Origin of the sequence: Aestuariivirga sp., assembly GCF_044239095.1 — a bacterium.
GTDB lineage: Bacteria > Pseudomonadota > Alphaproteobacteria > Rhizobiales > Aestuariivirgaceae > Aestuariivirga.
In genome coordinates this window covers 1-16,230 of the sequence record NZ_JBIICB010000070.1, presented here as the reverse complement: position 1 = coordinate 16,230, position 16,230 = coordinate 1, and the positions used below count along the sequence as shown (strand labels likewise).

At 64.0% G+C, this 16,230-nt stretch carries 15 protein-coding genes; 4 read left to right on the top strand and 11 right to left on the bottom strand.

Features of this window, described 5'->3' with window-relative positions:
• The first annotated feature begins 6 nt into the window (after positions 1 to 6).
• Entirely contained in the window at positions 7 to 156 is a 150-nt protein-coding gene (locus tag ACILRA_RS08825; RefSeq protein WP_395661734.1) for a hypothetical protein, read from the top strand.
• Between the two features lie 63 nt (positions 157 to 219).
• Here the strand turns inward: ACILRA_RS08825 and ACILRA_RS08820 are convergent, their stop codons facing one another.
• The 4 genes from ACILRA_RS08820 to rpsD all read right to left on the bottom strand — a co-directional run bounded on the left by ACILRA_RS08820 (position 220) and on the right by rpsD (position 4,162).
• Positions 220 to 516 carry a hypothetical protein gene (locus ACILRA_RS08820; RefSeq protein ID WP_395661733.1) on the bottom strand — a complete coding sequence of 99 codons (297 nt, stop codon included), beginning with the start codon at positions 514 to 516 and terminating at the stop codon, positions 220 to 222.
• Between the two features lie 153 nt (positions 517 to 669).
• Entirely contained in the window at positions 670 to 2,322 is a 1,653-nt protein-coding gene (locus tag ACILRA_RS08815; RefSeq protein WP_395661732.1) for an arylsulfatase, read from the bottom strand.
• A 10-nt stretch (positions 2,323 to 2,332) separates the two neighbouring features.
• Positions 2,333 to 3,301, bottom strand: a complete 969-nt coding sequence (locus ACILRA_RS08810) for a transporter (RefSeq protein WP_395661731.1) — start codon at positions 3,299 to 3,301, stop codon at positions 2,333 to 2,335.
• A 243-nt stretch (positions 3,302 to 3,544) separates the two neighbouring features.
• Positions 3,545 to 4,162 (bottom strand): 30S ribosomal protein S4, encoded by a 618-nt coding sequence (rpsD, locus tag ACILRA_RS08805; protein ID WP_395661730.1) that lies wholly within the window; start codon positions 4,160 to 4,162, stop codon positions 3,545 to 3,547.
• A gap of 195 nt (positions 4,163 to 4,357) precedes the next feature.
• Between rpsD and ACILRA_RS08800 the strand changes: the two genes are divergently transcribed.
• Entirely contained in the window at positions 4,358 to 5,191 is an 834-nt protein-coding gene (locus tag ACILRA_RS08800; protein ID WP_395661729.1) for a carbohydrate ABC transporter permease, read from the top strand.
• Positions 5,192 to 5,401: 210 nt separating this feature from the next.
• Here the strand turns inward: ACILRA_RS08800 and murI are convergent, their stop codons facing one another.
• The 4 genes from murI to ACILRA_RS08780 form a co-directional block, all read right to left on the bottom strand.
• Positions 5,402 to 6,220: a glutamate racemase gene (gene murI, locus ACILRA_RS08795; protein ID WP_395661728.1), complete on the bottom strand. Its 819-nt coding sequence runs from the start codon at positions 6,218 to 6,220 to the stop codon at positions 5,402 to 5,404.
• On the bottom strand, positions 6,217 to 7,050 hold the full coding sequence (locus ACILRA_RS08790; protein ID WP_395661727.1) for an RNA methyltransferase: 834 nt from the start codon (positions 7,048 to 7,050) through the stop codon (positions 6,217 to 6,219). The genes murI and ACILRA_RS08790 overlap by 4 nt, the downstream gene beginning before the upstream one ends.
• A 23-nt stretch (positions 7,051 to 7,073) precedes the next feature.
• Positions 7,074 to 8,306, bottom strand: coding sequence for an MFS transporter (locus tag ACILRA_RS08785; protein WP_395661726.1), 1,233 nt, complete (start codon positions 8,304 to 8,306; stop codon positions 7,074 to 7,076).
• A 124-nt stretch (positions 8,307 to 8,430) separates the two neighbouring features.
• Positions 8,431 to 8,634: a hypothetical protein gene (locus tag ACILRA_RS08780; protein WP_395661725.1), complete on the bottom strand. Its 204-nt coding sequence runs from the start codon at positions 8,632 to 8,634 to the stop codon at positions 8,431 to 8,433.
• Positions 8,635 to 8,799: 165 nt separating this feature from the next.
• Here ACILRA_RS08780 and ACILRA_RS08775 point away from each other — a divergent pair, with 165 nt between their 5' ends.
• Positions 8,800 to 10,011 (top strand): NADP-dependent isocitrate dehydrogenase, encoded by a 1,212-nt coding sequence (locus tag ACILRA_RS08775; protein WP_395661724.1) that lies wholly within the window; start codon positions 8,800 to 8,802, stop codon positions 10,009 to 10,011.
• Positions 10,012 to 10,123: 112 nt separating this feature from the next.
• Here ACILRA_RS08775 and ACILRA_RS08770 read toward each other — a convergent pair whose 3' ends face one another.
• Positions 10,124 to 12,046 (bottom strand): potassium transporter Kup, encoded by a 1,923-nt coding sequence (locus tag ACILRA_RS08770; protein ID WP_395661723.1) that lies wholly within the window; start codon positions 12,044 to 12,046, stop codon positions 10,124 to 10,126.
• Positions 12,047 to 12,201: 155 nt separating this feature from the next.
• On the opposite strand from ACILRA_RS08770, the gene ACILRA_RS08765 reads away from it, so the two are divergent.
• On the top strand, positions 12,202 to 12,678 hold the full coding sequence (locus tag ACILRA_RS08765; RefSeq protein WP_395661722.1) for a GFA family protein: 477 nt from the start codon (positions 12,202 to 12,204) through the stop codon (positions 12,676 to 12,678).
• Between the two features lie 4 nt (positions 12,679 to 12,682).
• Here ACILRA_RS08765 and ACILRA_RS08760 read toward each other — a convergent pair whose 3' ends face one another.
• Positions 12,683 to 13,261 carry a hypothetical protein gene (locus tag ACILRA_RS08760; RefSeq protein ID WP_395661721.1) on the bottom strand — a complete coding sequence of 193 codons (579 nt, stop codon included), beginning with the start codon at positions 13,259 to 13,261 and terminating at the stop codon, positions 12,683 to 12,685.
• A complete protein-coding gene (alaS, locus tag ACILRA_RS08755; protein ID WP_395661720.1) occupies positions 13,258 to 15,915 on the bottom strand; it encodes an alanine--tRNA ligase in 2,658 nt (885 codons plus the stop codon). Before alaS ends, ACILRA_RS08760 begins: the two co-directional genes overlap by 4 nt.
• Between the last annotated feature and the right edge of the window lie 315 nt (positions 15,916 to 16,230).

The following is a 16,230-nucleotide window of genomic DNA, read 5'->3' as shown; positions in this document are numbered from 1 at the left end:
TACGACCTGGCGCCCAAGTTTCCGCGCCTGATCCAGTTTCTCGATTTCTGGTCGCACAACCTCGAAGGGCCGCTGGCCTCGGTGCGCGTGGCGCATGCGGGGATCGTGGCGCCGGTGGACCTCCGCCATGTCGGCAGCGAGTGGCGGCTCAACTAGACCACAGGCAAGAAACCGCCAGACTTGGTGGCCCGGCGGCCTGGTGACGAAATTGACCGTGGATCAGCGGTTCTTGATGGCGCCGATGATGGCCGTCAGAATTGCGCCGCCGGCACCGCCGCCGATGAGGCTCGAGATGATGGAGCCGATGTCGAGGCCCGAGGTTGCGGCAGCCGCGGCATCCGCAGGAATCGCACCGCCGGTGAGGCGCTCGATGATCTGGCCGAGAACCACGCCGCCGATGGCGCCGGCAATCGAGTTTCCGGTGCCGCCGAGGCTGACGCCCTTCGAGACCTTGCCCGCCGCATTGCCACCAATGGCGCCTGCGATGAGCTGAATGATGAGTCCGACGATATCCATGGAGTAACCCCCCTTAGCGCTTCACGGACAGCGGCGTGATGCCCTGTCTCTGGCTGAACCACGATAACGCGAATCGATGGTTCGACTGCTTGAAGCTGCACAAAGGTTAGAGATTTTTCCCAAAAGAAGCGATAGAGGTTGTAGACAGAATTTCTACCTGGCGTAGTCTTTCCCGCAAAGTGGCGACACATCGGGCAAGATCACATTGTTGATCTTCACATAGTCGTCCCAGTGCTTGGCCAGCCGGTCGCGAATCTCCGGCTTTTCTGCCGCAAGGTCCCGCGTTTCGCCGGGATCCGACTTGAGGTCGAACAGCTGCCACTGGCTGGCGCCGAAGGGTTTGCACATCCACAGCAGCTTCCAGTCGCCCTGGCGGATGGCGCGGTTGCCGAAGAGCTCCCAGCCGGTCCAGTCATCGGCCCCGCGCACCGCGCTGGCCTTCTCCGCGAGAATGGGCACCAGCGCCTTGCCCTGCAGCGGGGCGACCTTGTTGCCGTTGAAGCTGTCCGGGTGGGCAATGCCGGCCGCATCGAGGATGGTGGCTGGAATGTCCTTCACATGCACCACCGCGTCCGATATCCGGCCGCTGCCCTTCACACCGGCGCCCGAGATGATGAGCGGTGTCCGAATGCCCCCTTCCGATAGGTAACCCTTGAACATGCGGAACGGCCCTGCCCCCACCTGCGCCCAGGCGGGCCCATACTGGATGAAGGTGCCCTTCTGGCCCCAGTCCTCGAGGTTGCTGTTATCCCAGGGCGGGCCCATGTCCATGATGTTTCCTTCCGGCCCATTGTCGGAGAGGAAGATGATGAGCGTATTGTCGTAGAGCCCCGATGTCTTGAGGTATGCGATCAGCTTGCCGATGTTCTCATCCATGTTGGCGACCATGGCGGCAAAGAGTTCCATGCGGCGGGCGGACTTCTTTTTCTCCTCCTCCGTGAGGTCATTCCATGCGGGAACATTCGGAAGCCGCGGAAACACCGTGGCATCCGGCGCCAGAATGCCCAGCGCCTTCATCCTCTCAATGCGGGCGGCGCGTGTTGCGTCATAGCCCTGGTCGTAGCGGCCCTCGTAGCGGTCCAGCCATTCCTCGGGGAGCTGGAAGGGATCATGCGGCGCCTGCAGCGCAAGATAGGCAAAGAACGGCTTTCCGCTGGCGCGGTTTTCCGCGATGTTGCTGATGATGGCGGCGGTATAGTCCTCGCTGGAGTAGAAGCCGGGGCGCAGCGCCTGCAGCGGCTTGCCGTTGTAAGTATAGAGCTGCCGCTCTCCACTGGCGCCCCACATGTCGTCCATGTGGCTGCCGCCGCCGGGGATCAATGTCAGGTCACGCATGAAGCCGCGCGCGGCGGGGAAATGCTCCGGCTCCTCGCCCATGTGCCACTTGCCGGCCATGTAGGTGTTGTAGCCCGCATCCTTGAGGAGTGCGGGAATGGGGGCAACGCCCTCGTTCAGATATCCCTCATAGCCCGGCTTGCCCTTCTGGTTGGGGGCCATGAACTCCGCCATGTTGCCAAGGCCGGTGAGGTGGTTGTCGGTTCCTGTCAGCAGCATGGAGCGGGTGGGTGAGCAGGTCGCACTCACCCCGAACTGCGTGAAGCGCACGCCGGTGGCGGCGAGCGCATCGATGTTGGGCGTCTGGATCTCGCCGCCGAAGCTGCCGATGTCCGCATAGCCCGCATCATCGGCAACAATCAGCAGAATATTGGGCCGCTGGTCCTGCGCCAGGGCCTGTCCAGACCATATCAGCGCACAGGCAAATAGCGTTGCGAGGCCGTTAAGCCGAAAGACAGTGAGCAAGGCCATTACATCTTCCTCAATGCTTCTCAGTCGAATGACCGCCGATGGGTACGGCGATGTTCAGGAAGCCCGCGGATCCGGTCAGCCGGTTCTCCACGCCGAATTCATAGAAATAACGGAGGTTCGTGACGACCGGCGTGTTGCCAACCTTGAATGTGTAATCGAGGGCGGGGCCGAGGGCGAAGACCTGCCCCTCGAAATCACCCAGCACCGCGCCTGACCCGCTGTCGCCCGTGACCTGCTTGTAGGCATAGCCATTGACGCCGAGGCTGAGGCCATGGGCGAGATGCACCATGGCAGCGCCTTCGGCATGCAACTCGGTTCCTGACCTGTATTCCGTGTCGGGATTCTCGAAATTGAAGGTGATGCCCGCCGCCCCCGACAGCTCCAGCTTCGTCTCGGGATTGAGGTAGGTGAAGGCGCCCGTCGTGTCGACGACCCAGCGGTTGAAGCCGATGTTGACGGGGTTTCCGAACTCCCACTGTCCGATGGGCACGTTGATAAGTGTGCCCAGCGTGTAGTGCATGTTGCCGTCATGCCAGCCGAGTGTCGCGCCCAGCACGGGGTCTCCGAAGGCCCAGTTGTCACGGTCGGTATTGAACTCCTGACCCGTGCGCCCGGTGATGACGCCCGCCTCCATCTGCTTGCCGCCATAGGGCGTGGTCAGCGTGAAGGCGAGGTTGCCGCCCAGCACATCCTTGTCCAGAACAAACAAGGCCGTCGGCAGCGCGATATAGGCATCGGCGTCGATGCCACCGGAGAGATTGACGCCCGCCGATTCGAAATCGATATCAGCACTGCCGGAATAAGCGTAATTCGACAGGATGCCATAGAAGCCCGGCGGCGGAAGATAGCCTGCCATGGTGGTCTTCGAACCGAGAAGATAGAAACTCGTGCCGCCTTCAACAGCCAATACCGGCGTGGCGAGGGCGGTCATGAAGGTGACTGTGAGGAGAACCGTGGATCGCAGCTTGAAACGTGTCATTTTGCACTTCCTGCATGGTCAGACCGTTCCCCAGCTTCACCTTATCACCTTCCTCTGCAGAAGCGAAACGTTTGTCAGGCATGGGACGAGCCAACGCAGGATCACCAAGCGAAGATTGAGGAATAAACCATGATGCGCGCATAGGCTGTCTCACAGCGTGCAGTGCAAGCAAAAGGGCCACCACATGTCATATGTGATGGCCCTGAACCTTGAGTGGGATTGCGGTTTCCCGCGCCGGATAACTTAGCGTGAGTAGTATTCCACGACCAGGTTCGGCTGCATCTGGACGGGATAGGGCACGTCCGAAAGGGCCGGGATACGCACCAGGCGGGCGGTCATGCCCTTGTGGTCGACTTCGATGTAGTCGGGCGTGTCACGCTCGGCGAGCTGCGTGGCTTCAAGCACATTGGCGAGGCCCTTGGCCTTGTCGGTGAGCTCGATCGTATCGCCGGGGCGGATGCGGATGGAAGCGATGGTGACGCGCTTGCCGTTCACCTTCACGTGGCCGTGGCTCACGAACTGGCGGGCAGCGAAGACGGTCGGCACGAACTTGGCGCGGTAGACCACCATGTCGAGGCGGCGCTCGAGCAGGCCGATGAGGTTCTCGGAGGTGTCACCCGTCAGGCGGATGGCCTCGTCATAGGTCTTGCGGAACTGGCGCTCGGACAGGTTGGCGTAATAACCCTTAAGCTTCTGCTTGGCCTTCAGCTGGGTGCCGAAGTCCGACATCTTGCCCTTGCGGCGCTGGCCATGCTGGCCGGGGCCGTATTCACGCTTGTTGACAGGGCTCTTCGGGCGGCCCCAGATGTTCTCGCCCATGCGGCGGTCGATCTTATATTTCGCGTTTGCGCGCTTTGTCATTTACGGTCTCCGTATTGGTTTCAAGAGAACCCACCCTCCTGGCACCGGTCTCCCGGCCGACAGCCCCATCAAGGGGCACGGGCAAGCAAACACGGGGCCGAAAAGCCCCGTGCTGCGGCGCGTATAGGCGAAGGTGGGGGGCATGTCAAATCTGCGCTTGCTGGCTTGCGGAGGCTCCGACATGGTCTCCGCCCGATGACCAGCCCGCTCCACCTTCGCCTCCTCAGGGATGCCGCCGCAATACTGACCGTGAGCTGCTTCATGTTCCCCTTGTTCTGGTGGGGCCTCACCTCGATCAAACCGGTCAGCGCCATCTTCGAGTTTGACCGCATCACCTGGTTCAACTTCACCCCCACCCTCGACAATTACCGCGTCACCCTGCTGGGCGAAGGCCCGGCCTTCTTTTCCTCGAACCAGGCGATATTCAGTTCGATCCTCGTCGCGGTGGGTTCGACGCTGCTGGTGCTGCTCGCAGCACTTCCGGCGGCCTATGCCCTCTCCGTCGTCGCGAACCGCAGCAGCAGGCCTATCTTCCTCTGGGTGCTGTTCCAGCGCATCATGCCGCCCATCGCCGTTCTGGTGCCGCTGGTCTTCATCTACCACCAGCTGGGCCTGCGCGACACCCATGCGGGCGTGATCTTCGCGCATGCGGCGGCGAACCTGCCCTTCGCGATCCTGCTCCTCAAATCCTTCTTCGATGACGTGCCGCGCGAGGTGGGCGAGGCCGCGTTCCTCGACGGCGCCACGCCGTGGCAGGCCTTCAGCCGAATCCAATTGCCGCTGATCAGGAGCGGCATCGCCGCCACCGCCGTGCTGTGCTTCATCTTCTCCTGGACGGAGTTCCTGATGGCGTTGTTCCTCACCACGACGATCCGCCTGCTCCCCGTGCAGTTGAGCCTCATCGTCACGCAGACCTGGGGTTTCACCTCCGCGCTCAGCATCGCCAGCATGCTGCCGGCTTTCGTCGTCATCCTGCTGGTACAGCGCCACCTCGTCCGTGGGCTGACGATGGGGCTGGACAAGGGGTGAGAGACCCCGTGTCTCAAGCCCTGTGTCTTCTCCCGCTCCTTCAGCGGGAGAAGAAGGGACCCGTTGCGGAACGCAACGGGGAGATGAGGGGAAGACAACCACGCCAATCAGTGCAGAGTCTGCGCTCCCCTCACCTCCCCCAACTTCGTTGGGGCCCCTTCCTCTCCCGCGACGCGGGAGAGGACGATGAGCTTGGACATGGCGAGATACCTAAACCTTCAAATCCAGAAACTCCGGCAGATGGAAGCTCATCTTCGCATAGGCCGGCAGCGCGTCCTCGGCATCTTCCCGCCGCGAGGTAAGCAGCACGGCGTTATGCGGCGGAACCAGCTTTCCCGGCGCAACGGCCTGCGTCTCGCCCAGCACGTCCGCCACGCGCCGCGCGATGGCGGGCGCGGGGTCTATGTAGCGGACGACCCACGGTTCCACCTTCGCCAATTCGTCCGTCAGCAGCGGGTAATGGGTGCAGCCCAGCACCACGACGTCGGTGCGCCGCCCGCTGTCCTCGATGAAGACAGGGACCACTTCCTGCTTCAGTTCCTCGAGGTCAACGGCAATGCCCTTCAGCTTGCGCTCCGCCATCTCGGCCATGCGCGGCGCGCCTTGAAGCACCACATGGCAGTGCGAGGCGAAGCTGTGGATCAGGGCCTGGGTATACTCGCGCTTCACCGTGCCTGGTGTGGCGAGCACGCCGACGAGCCCCGATTTCGTCTGCGCAGCAGCGGGCTTGATCGCCGGGACGGTGCCGACGAAGGGCACGCTGAAACGTTCACGCAGCGCGCCGAGTGCGATGGTCGAGGCCGTGTTGCAGGCGATCACCACGATCGAGGGCTCCACCCGCGCGATGAGTTCGCCCATCACGAAGAGAATGCGGTCGACCAGCGCCTTTTCCTCCCATGCGCCATAGGGAAAGGCGGCGTTGTCGGCGGAATAGACGAGATGCGCGAAGGGCAGTTCGTGACGCACCGAGCGGGCCACGGTGAGGCCACCCATGCCGGAGTCGAACAGCAGCACCCGCGGCGTGCTCATCCCTCGTTCTGCTCCTTTTCCCGCAGCTCCTTCCGCCGCTCATGCATGCGGGTGAGCGAAGACACGATGCCGCGCAGCGAGCGCACCTCCTGCTCGGTGAGCTCGGCGCGGCCGAAGAGGTTGCGGATGTTACGCAGCATGCCGGGCTTCTTGTCGTCCGTCTTGAAGAAGCCCGTGATGTCGAGTTCACGCTCCAGGTGGTCGAAGAAGCCAAAGAGCTCCTCCTTGGTGGCGGGCCGCGTGTCCGGCGTCTGCAGGCCCGGCCCTTCGAGGGCGGGAAGCTCCGGCGTCTGCTGGCCCAGCGTTTCGGCCAGGCCCTTGTACCATTCATAACCCATGAGCAGCACCGCCTGCGCGATATTGATCGAGGCGAAAGCCGGGTTGACGGGAGCGGTCACAATCACGTCCGCCATCGAGATCTCATCGTTGGAGAGCCCCGTGCGTTCGCGCCCGAAGAGGATTGCCACCTTCTCGCCCCGCGCCACCCGCGCGCGCATGTCATGGCCCGCCTGCTCTGGCGTGACCACTTCCTTGATCATACCGCGCGGCCTGGCCGTCGTCGCATAGACGTAGGTCACGTCCTTCAGGGCCTCCGGCAGGGTCGCCTGCACGGTGGCATTCTCGATGATCCAGTTGGCGCCGGAGGAAGAGGTCAGCGCCTTCTCGTTCGGCCAGCCGTCACGCGGGTCAACCAGGCGCAGCTCATGCAGCCCGAAATTGGCCATGGCGCGCGCCGCCGTGCCGATGTTCTCGCCCAGTTGCGGGCTCACCAGCACCGCGATGGGTGCGGGTCCCAGAACCTGATTCTTCGTCTTGTCCGTTCCAGCCATGATGGGGATGGGAAATAGCGGCCCTAGCCCCGCCCGTCCAGCCGCCTCGCAGTGCGAAGTTCCGGAAACCAGCGGGACCAGAGCCCTGCGACCATGACGGTTCCCGCCCCGCCCAGCGTCACGGCCGCCACGGCCCCCACCCAGGCCGCCACCACACCGGCGCGGAACTCGCCCAGCTCGTTGGAGGCGCCGATGAAGACGCGGTTCACGGCATTGACGCGCCCCCTCACCTCATCCGGCGTCCAGAGCTGGAGCAGTGTTTCACGGATATAGACGCTCACCATGTCACAGGCGCCCATGAGCACGAGTGCCGCAATGGAGAGCGGCACCCATGTGGAGAAGCCGAACACCACAGTGCAGAGGCCAAAGCCGGCAACGCCTGCAAACAGGATCACGCCCGCCTTGTCCTTGATGCCATAGCGCACAAGGTAAAGCGCCATGGCGACGGCCCCGACGCCAGGCGCCGCGCGCAGCAGGCCCAGGCCCCACGGACCCACCTCGAGAATGTCACGCGCATAAACCGGAAGAAGCGCCACCGCCCCGCCCAGCAGCACGGCAAAAAGGTCGAGTGAGATCGCCCCCAGAACGATCCTCTCCTTGCGGATGAAGGTGAAGCCCGCAAAGAGGGTGGAGAGTGTCGTCTCTTCGCCAGCATGGTTGGTCTGCGGCACGCGCCCGATCATCAGCACCAGCAGTGCGGCGGCGGCGACCAGCACCAGCGCCACGCCATAGGCCACTTCACCCGCCAGGCCATAGAGCAGCCCGCCCGCCACGGGTCCTGCGATGTTCGCCACCTGCCAGATCATGGTGGTAAGCGAGATCGCGTGCGCGATCGCCTCCTTCGGCACCAGGTTGGGGGCCAGCGCATCGGAGGCCGGGTTCAAGAAGGCCCGGGCAATGCCCAGAACAACGAGGATGCCGAAAACCGGGGTCACGTCGGTTGGCTTCGACAGGGTGAACAGCAAGAGCCCCAGCGCACAGAGCGCCTCAAGGCCTAAGCAGCCCGCCATGATGAAGCGGCGGTTGAAGCGGTCGGCGGCCAGCCCCGTCACCAGCACGAGCAGCAAGGGCGGCAGGAACTGGGCCAGGCCCACATAGCCAAGATAGAGCGGGTCACGCGTGATGTCGTAGACTTCCCAGCCCACCGACACCGACATGATCTGCACGGCGAAGGACGCACACCCGATGGCCAGCCAGTAAAGCACGAATTTCGGATGCGTCAGCGCATTGGCTTCGGCGGAAGCGCGGAGTGTCATGCGCGCGCTCCATCCCAAATTCCGTCATTCCGGCGAAAGCCGGAATCCAGCTTTGGAAGACCCGAAGAAAGCTGGATCCCGGCTTTCGCCGGGATGACGCCCTGAAGAATGAGAAACACGCGCGTTATGACGCTTGCCGCGCGACCACGCGCCCCAAGAGCGGCGTGGCGTAGCGGAACGCGGGGGTCTTCATGCCAGGCTGCTTGCACTGATCGTCCCAGATGCGCACGCGCACGGCCTCACCCAGATAGGCTCCCGCCCCGCGCCGCTCGAAGATGCCGGCGATGAACGCCACGATGTTGGAGCGGTCGAGCTTCGGGCAGGTCATGGGTGGGGAATCATTCATTCTCAGGCAGGGCGGCCACACTGGACCGGCTTCCCCCGCCCTTTCAAGGGTGTCAAGGCCCTTCGCCTACAGTCTGAATTGCCGCCTCCCCGTCCGCCTGCTATAGGCGGCGAGGAACATACCGCAGCGCAACAGAAGGCTTTCCCCATGGCGAAGATCAAGGTCCAGAACCCGGTTGTCGAGTTGGACGGCGATGAGATGACCCGCATCATCTGGGACCTCATCAAGAAGAAGCTGATTACGCCCTATCTCGATGTGGATCTTCACTATTACGACCTCTCGGTCGAGAACCGCGATGCCACCAATGACCAGGTGACGGTCGATTCCGCCAACGCCATCAAGAAGCACGGCGTGGGCGTCAAGTGCGCCACCATCACGCCGGACGAAGCCCGCGTGAAGGAATTCGGCCTCAAGCAGATGTGGAAGTCGCCCAACGGCACGATCCGCAACATTCTGGGCGGCGTCATCTTCCGCGAGCCCATCATCTGCAAGAACGTGCCGCGCCTGGTTCCCGGCTGGACGCAGCCCATCATCATCGGCCGCCACGCCTTCGGCGACCAATACCGCGCCACCGACTTCACCTTCCCCGGCAAGGGCACGCTCACCGTCAAGTTCGTGGGCGAGGACGGCTCGGTGATCGAGAAGGAAGTGTTCAAGGCGCCGGGCGCCGGTGTTGCCATGGCGATGTACAACCTCGATGAGTCGATCAAGGAATTCGCCCGCGCCTCGTTCAACTACGGGCTGATGCGCAATTACCCGGTCTATCTCTCCACCAAGAACACCATCCTCAAGGCCTATGACGGGCGCTTTAAGGACATCTTCCAGGAGATCTTCGACGCGGAATTCAAGGCCGAGTTCGAGAAGCGCAAGCTGTTCTACGAGCACCGCCTGATCGACGACATGGTGGCCTCCGCGCTGAAGTGGACCGGCGGCTATGTCTGGGCCTGCAAGAACTATGACGGCGACGTGCAGTCGGACATCGTCGCCCAGGGCTTCGGCTCGCTGGGCCTGATGACCTCGGTGCTGATGACGCCCGACGGCAAGACGGTGGAGGCGGAAGCCGCCCACGGCACGGTGACCCGCCATTACCGCCTGCACCAGCAGGGCAAGCAGACCTCGACCAACTCCGCCGCCTCGATCTTCGCCTGGACCGGCGGCCTCAAGCACCGCGCCAAGCTCGACGACAACGCAGCCCTTGCCCGCTTCGCCGAGACGCTGGAGAAGGTCGTCGTCCAGACCATCGAGGAAGGCAAGATGACCAAGGACCTGGCCGTCCTGATCGGCCCCGACCAGAACTGGCTCACCACCGAGGGCTTCCTCGATGCGGTCGATGCGAACCTTCAGAAGGCGATGGGGTGAACCCCATTTATGCCGTCATCCCGGCGAAGGCCGGGATCCAGCTGCGGACGCCGAAAGCTGGACCCCGGCCTTCGCCGGGGTGACGGACTTTATTGTTGAATTCTTTTAGGCCCTACACCGTCACCTGGCTCCCCACCTCGATGACCCGTCCCGGCGGCAGGCGGAAATAGCTGCTCGCGTCATTGGCGTTCTTCGCCATCATGATGAACAGCTTGTCCTGCCACACCGGCATGCCCTGGTACTTCGAGGCCCGCACGCTGCGGCGCGAGAGGAAGAAGGACGTGTCCATCAGGCTGAACTTCAAGCCTGACTGCGGCGACTTCAGCAAGGCTGCGGGAACATTGGGCGCTTCCATGAAGCCGAAGGTCAGCTCCGCCTTGTAGAAGCGCTCGGACAGCTGTTCGATCTTCAGCCGCTCGGCCGCCGGAACGGTTGGCACGGAGGCTGTCCTCACCCGCAGGATCACATTGCGCTCATGCAGCACCTTGTAGTGCTTGAGGCTGTGCATCAGCGCCGATGGCGCGCTGCCGGATTGGGCGGAGAGGAACACCGCCGTGCCAGGCACCGTTTCGGGTGGCCGTGCCGTCAGGCTCTCGACCAACTCCGCAAGCGGCACTTCGGAGAGCCTCGTCTTTTCCGCCAGCAGGCGGGAGCCCTCCCGCCATGTCCACATCAGGAGCAGGATGGCGGCGCCGAGTGCCAGCGGCATCCAGCCACCGTCCATGATCTTGAGCGCATTGGCGCCGAGGAAAATCACGTCAATCAACAACAGCGGCATCATGACGAGCAGCGTCAGCCACAGCGGCCAGCGCCAGTCCTTCCAGATCACGGCGATGGCCATCGTGGCGGTCACCACCATGGTGCCGGTCACCGCGATGCCATAGGCGGTGGCGAGCGCGCTCGACGTCTTGAAGAAGACGACGAGAAGAATGACGCCCGCCAGCAGCAGCCAGTTGACCTGCGGCAGGTAGGTCTGCCCCGCATGCGACTCGGAGGTGAAGCGGATTTCCATGCGCGGCAGCAGGCCCAGCTGGATCGCCTGCTGGGTCAGCGAAAAGGCGCCGGTGATCACCGCCTGTGATGCGATGATGGTTGCCGCGGCCGCCAGCACCACCATGGGGATCAGCGCCCAATCCGGCATCATGCGGAAGAAGGGATTGTCGATGGCCGCCGGGTTGGCGATCAGCAGTGCCCCCTGGCCCAGATAGTTGAGAGCCAGCGCAGGCAGCACCACGGTGAGCCAGGCCGCCTGGATGGGCCGCTTGCCGAAATGCCCGAGGTCGGCATAAAGCGCCTCCGCCCCCGTCACCGCGAGGAAGACGGCCCCCAGCGTCACCAACCCGATGAGCCCGTGGTTCATCAGGAAGTTCACCGCATAGTACGGGTTGAAACTCATCAGTACGCGGGGATGGTCGAAGATGTGATAGAGGCCCGCCGCGGCGAGGCTCAGGAACCAGACAAGCGTGATCGGGCCGAAGAAGGCCGCCACCCGGGCCGTTCCCTGGAACTGCACGAGAAACAGCCCAACGATGATCGCCAGCGCGATGGGCAGCACATAGGGCTCGAAGGCCGGCGTGATGATCTTGAGCCCCTCGACAGCCGAGAGCACCGAGATCGCCGGCGTGATGATGGCATCGCCATAGAACAGCGCCGCGCCGATCATGCCCAGCACCGCGAGCCATGTGACCGACTTGCCCATGGCGCGCTGCGCCAGCGCCATCAGCGAAAGCGTTCCGCCCTCGCCCTGATTGTCGGCATTGAGCAGGATCAGCACATATTTGATGGTGACAATGAGAATCAGCGCCCACAGGATGAGCGACAGCACGCCCAGCACCATGGCCTCGCTCACCGCGCCGTCAGAGCGCATGGCGGCTGCCACCGCCTCGCGGAAGGCGTAAAGCGGGCTCGTGCCGATGTCGCCGTAGACGACGCCGATCGAGCCCACAGTGAGCACCAGAAAACCCGGCCGCCGCACGCCGTTGCCTGAAGATGCCGCCTCTTCCGAAGCCTCCCCATTCGCGGCAGTTCCACTCATCAGAATTCTCCTGTTATCTTGCAGTGCAGCAAGAGCGAGGCATAGGTGCGCATTTTGCCCGAAGCGTGTATGCTATTGGAGCACGTCAGGATTGCAAGCATGGAAAGGTAAGTGATACTGACATGCAGCGTGGCATCTTCGAAGGGATCCGGGCCATGACAGGCATTGTCACCACGGGCGGCTGCCAATGCGGCGCGCTGCGCTATCGCATCGAGGGACCACTTGGCTCCGCGGGCTTCTGCCATTGCCGCATGTGCCAGAAGGCCTTCGGCTCCTTCGGGGCGCCGCTCGTCGGCGTCGACCCTGCCCATTTCCGCTGGACGAGGGGCGAGCCCGCCATATTCCGCTCCTCCCCCATCGTGGCACGCGGCTTCTGCAAGGATTGCGGCACGCCGATGTTCATGCTGGAAGACGGCTGGCCCGTCTACGAGATCGCCATCGGCACGCTGGACGATCCCTCATCCGCTGCCCCCGATCACGTGGTGGGCGTGGAAAGCAAGCTGCCCTGGGCAGATGCCCTCCCTGGCCTCCCCGCCCGGACCACGGCGGACGACCGGACGCCGGAGGACCTGGCGAAGCTCACATCCCGCCAGCACCCCGACCACGATACGGACCGGTGGCCTCCAGACTGACGCTTCAGGGCTTCGCTCCGCCCGTGCGCCGCAGCGCTGCTTCAAGAGCCGCCACGCGGGCCGGTTCGCCATAGAGCCGGATGAGGCCAAGTGCGAGCGCCGCACGGCCATCAAGCCTGCCCTTGGCCATGGCGATGATGACGGGCTCGTCGCTCACCACCACCACATCGCCCGCCGCCGGGCCCTTCACATGGGGTGTGGCGGTGATGGCGCCGCCCTGCTCCGCAAAGCGCGTCCACAGCACGGGCCCGATCATGACGAGGGTGAAGGCTGGAAGTGCGGGGTTCCCGGCATCGAGTTCTTCCGCCACCGTGTCCAGCGCATCGGCAGCCCGGCGGAACCCCAGCAGCGCGCGGTTGGCGCCCGATGCCTGATCGCGCTCCAGAATGCCCTCCACCTGCGCCTGCCATACGGCCGTTGAAACATAGAGCGCCTTGGGAAAAGCGAAATTCAGCATGCCGCGCTGGAATGCAACGTTGTTCGGGTCCTCGAAGCCGCAGGCTGTTGCCGTTCCGACGCCAAGGAAAAGCAGCGCCGCCGCGGCGGCACACTGCATCACCCGGCGCGGGAGGCGGCCTGTCATCCCAGCGCAGCCCTCACCGCCGCCAGCGCCTCTTCGGCCTTCTCGCCATCAGGCCCACCGGCCTGGGCCATATCGGGCCTGCCGCCGCCGCCCTTGCCGCCCAGTGCCGCTGCACCCGCACGCACCAGGTCGATGGCGCTGAAGCGCGCCGTCAGGTCATTAGTGACGCCGACGACGAGGCCCGCGCGGCCTTCGTCATTGAGGCCCACGAGTGCGACCACGCCGGAGCCCAGCTTGGCCTTGCCCTCGTCAACGAGGCCCTTCATGTCATTGGGCGAAATGCCTTTCAGCACGCGGGCCATCAGCTTCACGCCATTGACCTCGGAAATGCCCTCGTCGCCGCCCTTTGCACCACCGCCCATGGCCAGCTGCTTCTTGGCCTCGGCCAGTTCCTTCTCGAGCTTGCGGCGCTCGTCCATCAGCGCCTCGATGCGGGTGACGATCTCGGAAGCTGGCGCCTTCAGCGCTGCGGCAGCCGCCTGCACGCGGCGGTCCTGCTCTTCGAGATAGGTGCGCGCGGCGGGGCCGGCCAGCGCCTCGATGCGGCGCACGCCCGCGGCGGACGCGCTCTCGCTCACCACCTTGATGAGGCCGATGTCACCCGTGCGCCAGACATGCGTGCCGCCGCAGAGTTCCTGCGAGTAGATGGGCTTGCCAGCCCCATGGGCATTGCGGCCCATGGAGACGACACGCACCTCATCGCCATATTTCTCGCCGAACAGCGCCATGGCGCCTTCGGCGATGGCGGCGTCGACCGTCATCAACCGCGTGTTGACGGCGTCGTTCTGCAGCACGATCTCATTGGCGATGGCCTCGACCTGGGCGATCTCGTCATGGCTCATCGACTTGTTGTGCGAAACGTCGAAGCGCAGGCGGTTCGGCTCGACGAGCGAGCCCTTCTGCGCCACGTGGCTGCCCAGCGTGATGCGCAGCGCCTCGTGCAGCAGGTGGGTGGCCGAATGGTGAATGCGATTGCCCGAACGGCGCTGGTGGTCGACGTGAAGCTCGACAGCGTTGCCGGGCTTCAGCGACCCTTGCTCAACCTCACCCACATGGACGAAGAGATCGCCCACGCGCTTTTGTGCCTCGGTGACGCGGAACACGGCACCTTCCGCCGTGCGGATCACGCCATGGTCGCCCGTCTGGCCGCCCGACTCACCGTAGAACGGCGTCTGGTTGACGATGATGGCGCCCTTCTGGCCGGGATTGAGGCTCTCAGCCTCCTTGCCGTCGACCACGATGGCGCGGACGATGCCTTCGGCCGTCTCGGTGTCGTAGCCGAGGAATTCGGTCGCACCCACCTTCTCGCGGAGTTCGAACCAGATGGCCTCGGTCTTGGCCTCGCCCGTGCCCTTCCAGGCCTTGCGGGCGTCCTCGCGCTGGGCCTCCATCGCGGCGTTGAAGGCAAGCGTGTCGACCTCGATGCCGCGCGGCTTCAGCGCGTCCTGCGTCAGGTCGAGGGGGAAGCCATAGGTGTCATAGAGCTTGAACGCCGTCTCGCCCGAGAAGGTATCGCCCTTGGCGAGGCCCGAGGAGCCCTCGTCCAGCAGGCGAAGCCCACGCTCCAGCGTCTTCTTGAAGCGGTTCTCCTCCAGATAGAGCGTCTCGGTGATCATCGCCTCGCCGCGCACGAGTTCGGGGTAGGCCGCACCCATCTCGCGCACCAGCGCGGGCACCAGGCGGTGCATGAGGGGCTCGCGCGCGCCCAGAAGCTCGGCGTGGCGCATGGCGCGGCGCATGATGCGACGAAGCACATAGCCGCGGCCCTCGTTCGACGGCAGCACGCCATCGGCGATGAGGAAGGACGAAGCGCGCAAATGATCCGCGATCACCCGGTTCGAGGCCTTGGCATCACCCTCGGCAGCAACCCCGGTGCGCTCGACGATGGCAGCGATCAGCGCGCGGAACAGGTCCGTCTCGTAATTGTCATGGGTTCCCTGCAGCACGGCCGAGATGCGCTCGAGGCCCATGCCGGTGTCGATCGAGGGCTTGGGCAGGCGGACGCGCTCTTCCTTCGAGAGCTGCTCATATTGCATGAACACCAGGTTCCAGATCTCGATGAAGCGGTCGCCATCGGCCTCCGCCGAGCCCGGAGGCCCGCCCCAGATCTTGTCGCCATGATCATAGAAGATTTCCGAGCACGGGCCGCAGGGGCCGGTATCGCCCATCGACCAGAAATTGTCGGAGGTGGGGATGCGGATGATCCGGCTGTCGGGAACGCCAGCGATCTTCTTCCACAGCGCATGCGCCTCGTCGTCCTCGGAGAAGACGGTGACGGTGAGCTTGTCCTTGGCCAGGCCATATTCGCGCGTCACCAGCGTCCAGGCCCATTCGATCGCCTCGGCCTTGAAGTAATCGCCGAAAGAGAAGTTGCCCAGCATCTCGAAGAAGGTGTGGTGGCGCGCCGTGTAGCCCACATTGTCGAGGTCATTGTGCTTGCCGCCGGCGCGCACGCATTTCTGGGCCGTGGTGGCGCGGCTGTAGGGGCGCTTCTCCATGCCGGTGAAGACGTTCTTGAACTGCACCATGCCGGAGTTGGCGAACATCAAGGTCGGGTCGTTCCGGGGAACGAGCGGCGAGGAGGCGACGATCTCATGCCCCTGGCGCTTGAAGAAGTCGAGGAAGGTGGAACGGATCTGAGCAAGCCCTGTCATGTGACGCCCGGCAATTGAGTGAATGGATTTGCGGCGGTCTTAATGGCCGTGGCGCGTACTGTCCAGAATTACAGACGCCGGGGCATAAGCCCCCATGGGGCCGCACACGCCATTCCTCTCCCCCACCGCGGTAGAGGGCACATGTTATTCCTCTCCCCCACCGGGGGAGAGGAATGAGCTGTTGCCAAACGCACGAACGCCCTCCGTGGGGAAGCGGAGGGCGCCGTTGGGCAAGCCCAGCCATGCCTGTTGCACTCGTCATTCTTCTCCCCCACCGCGGTAGAGGGCACATATTATTCCTCTCCCCCACCGGGG